The 2,446-nt window shown below is 37.4% G+C and carries 2 protein-coding genes; both read right to left on the bottom strand.

What is annotated here, in order from left to right; translation table 11 throughout:
- Positions 1–326: 326 nt before the first annotated feature.
- Positions 327–1,661: a two-component system sensor histidine kinase CiaH gene (gene ciaH, locus QZ359_RS06155; RefSeq protein WP_153193329.1), complete on the bottom strand. Its 1,335-nt coding sequence runs from the start codon at positions 1,659–1,661 to the stop codon at positions 327–329.
- A complete protein-coding gene (gene ciaR / locus QZ359_RS06150) occupies positions 1,651–2,325 on the bottom strand; it encodes a two-component system response regulator CiaR (RefSeq protein ID WP_101785053.1) in 675 nt (224 codons plus the stop codon). Before ciaR ends, ciaH begins: the two co-directional genes overlap by 11 nt.
- Positions 2,326–2,446: the final 121 nt, after the last annotated feature.

Raw genomic sequence — 2,446 nt, 5'->3', positions numbered from 1 at the left:
AGCACAAAGACTCAAGGATACGATAACAGCTGATCCAGCTGCTATATATTTTTTACTGAATTTCATAAATCCCTCATTTCAATAAATGATGAAGCTTTTTCTTAACTTCTTTTTCTCGGTTAAACAGTTTTTTCATAAACTGGTTATTTAACCAATTAATTAACCAGTAAATAGTTTACCTTTTTTAAGTTTATCTGTCAAGATTTTTATGTTATTTTAATCATGATCACCCCTAAAACGGGTGGTTTGCCTGTCTCACACCTGACTTAGCGAAACGGACTGAAAGTCACGTAATCAAAAATATCGCCCCATATGGAGCGATATTTTTATTTTTTCTTTTTAGATGGTGTGTGGATAGCAATCTTCACTTCAAAGATTGTTCCCTTGGGTTTATTATCTTTAACAGTAATGGTTCCTTTAAGCGCATCTACAATTTGCTTGGCCAGAGATAATCCTAAACCAAAACCACCTTTTTGGCGGGTTCTAGCCTTATCCACTCGATAAAAACGGTCAAAAATTTTCTTCTTATCTTCTGTCGAAATACCGACTCCATTATCAGAAACAAGTAAATACAGATTGCGATCGGTCGCCGAGATAAGAAAATCAATTTCACCATCCTCTTCAGTATACTTGACAGCATTATCAAATAAGATGGTCATCAGTTGTTTCAGAAGAAGCTGGTCTGTGACAATCGTGCGATGAATCCGATTTTCAAAACGGAAGACACGATCATTTTCCGAGGCAATCATCTCATAGTTTGTGAAAGTCGTATTGAAAAAACTGGTTGGAACTTCTGCAAGTTCCGGTTTAATCCCATCATCTCTACGAGCTAAGTTCAGCAAGTTTGTCGTCAAAAAACGCATATTTCGGACTTCTTCCAAACTAGAGGCAATGCTTTCGCTCACATCCATAATGGTTGCTTCTGGCTTACGAAAAAGGGTCTCTAAGCGATTTTGCAAAACTGCGAGTGGAGTTCGTAACTCATGACTAGCATTTTCCACAAAGGACTGTTGCTTCTGCATGCTCTCAAGCAGGGGCCTAACACTGACCCTAGCTAGATAGAGACTTGCAAGTAAAGATAAAATCCAGAAACTTGCCATCACAATCACAATCAATTTCTCGTGCTTTTGACTGGCCTGCTCCAACTGACTGGTATTAATCAAGATAGCTGCATACTTGATATTGGTTGAAACCGAACTGATATTGGTTTCCATCAATATCATGCGATAGATTTCTTCTTGTCCATAGCTATTAAAAACCTGAATCTGATAGATATGGCCTAGTTCTTTTTTCTCTAACTTAATCTTATCCAATCCCAAAAATCGATTTCCAGAAAGGAGCTGGGTAAAATTCTTATCAAAAAGAATAACTTCTGTGTTGGAACTGACATTGGGTTTCACCTCAGTCTTACTAGTATCTGTAGCCGCATTCTCCAAATCTTTAATCTCTTCTGTCGCCCTATTTACAGCAAGCTGAATAACTGCCTGAGGATTTTCACTCAGTCCATGAAGCTTATCATCCACCGAAGTATAGAGACTCGAGTGCATGACCTGCAAAATAATTAGAGTCATGGTGGAGAAAATCAGAGTGAAGACACCAAAGTTGCGGATAAAATAACTAAAGTCATCCGCATACCATGTTTTTTTTAGTTTACTGAACATCTTTTAAAATATACCCAACACTGCGCAAGGTTTGCAAATTCTCTGCAAAAGTGGTTCCTTTTAATTTCTTACGAATTTTTGAAACATAGACTTCGACAACTGAAATTGTTGTGTCACTATCAAATCCCCATAAACGATCAAAAATCTGAGTCTTAGGCAAAATAACATTTTGATTTTGAAGGAAATAAACTAATAAATCGAACTCTTTCCCCAGTAATTCGACATGAGTATCTTCAACCTTAACGGTATTGGTTGACAAATTAACTACAATATTTCCATAAGTCAAGGTGTTTTCATTAAACTTGCCTGAACGTTTGAGAAGGGCTTGAATCCGCATTTTGAGTTCTTCTAAGTAGAAAGGTTTGGTCAGATAATCATCCGCTCCCAGTTCAAATCCATGTCCCTTGTCATCCAAACTTTCCTTGGCAGTCATGATCAGAACTGGAGTCGTAATTCCCTTTTCACGCAATTCTTTCAAGACTTGGAAGCCATTTTTTTCTGGCAACATCAAATCGAGCAAAATCAAATCATAGACGCCACTTTCAGCTTCGTAGAGACCTTCTTCCCCATCAAATACCTGCATGACATCCGCAAAATCGTCTAAAAAGTCAAATACTGAATTTGACAGGCCTAGGTCATCCTCAACCAATAAGATTTTTATCATGAGAAACTCCTCCTTATTAAAACCATTATACCAAATTTGCCTTAAAAAAAACTCAACTCTCTGCATTTTATACTCAATGAAAATCAAAGAGCAAACTAGGAAGCTAGCCGCAGGCTGTACT

Source organism: Streptococcus sp. (assembly GCF_019414905.1).
In the GTDB taxonomy this organism is placed as follows: Bacteria; Bacillota; Bacilli; order Lactobacillales; family Streptococcaceae; genus Streptococcus.
This window is presented reverse-complemented; position numbering and strand designations above follow the sequence as displayed.

What these genes read in the sequence shown, in the direction of transcription:
- ciaH (WP_153193329.1), bottom strand. Translation starts at nt 1,661, where the DNA reads ATGTTCAGTAAACTAAAAAAAACATGGTATGCGGATGACTTTAGTTAT.
- ciaR (WP_101785053.1), bottom strand. Translation starts at nt 2,325, where the DNA reads ATGATAAAAATCTTATTGGTTGAGGATGACCTAGGCCTGTCAAATTCA.